1 protein-coding gene is annotated in these 681 nt (G+C 39.4%); it reads right to left on the reverse strand.

The features are described 5' to 3' along the window. A partial coding sequence (locus QME58_14470) for a hypothetical protein (protein MDI6805015.1) occupies positions 1 to 681 on the reverse strand: 681 nt, incomplete at both ends.

The raw sequence follows: 681 nt of genomic DNA on the forward strand, positions 1-681 counted from the left end.
AAACGATCCGCATGCAAAAATATCGTTTATGTTATTTCCTTTGATTTTATAGATACCGTACTGCGTTACACTCGCAGGTATTCCTTTCCATGGTCCAGGTTGCATAGGATTGCGTTTATGATACATCCCAGAACCAACTACATAGTATTCAACACCAGCTTTAAACCAAATACCATGTATATTGTAAGGTATTCCTTCAATAGAAATTGCTGTTACTTTAATACCGTCTATTCTGAATATTATTTTATCAAATGTAACATATTGTTTAGCGGCAACTGCATATATCTCTGTTTCTCCTGTTTTAAGATTTTTATCACCGTAAATATCATAAACATCCAAATCCGTCCCGCTCTCCAAACGCCGCCAACTGACGCCGTTGAAATATCGAATATTTCCTCCATCGCCAACCACATACAAATCTCTTGAACTAGTTCCCCAAATCTTTCGTATCCTAAATCCACCTTGATAACCACGTGTTGAGCCATGAAACTTCCATCGCTGTCCATCCCAGTGTTCTGGAATACTCGAGCCCACCCATATATCATTTGGACCGAATGCAAAAACACAATATAGCTCGCCATATCCATAGCCAATGTCAGAAGTTGTGAACAACTCCCAACCCTGTCCATTCCACTTAGCCACATTGTATGGAGGATTAACCCAGTTTCCAAGAGAATCTTT

Source organism: Bacteroidota bacterium, assembly GCA_030017895.1.
Lineage (GTDB): Bacteria > Bacteroidota > Ignavibacteria > UBA10030 > BY39 > JASEGV01.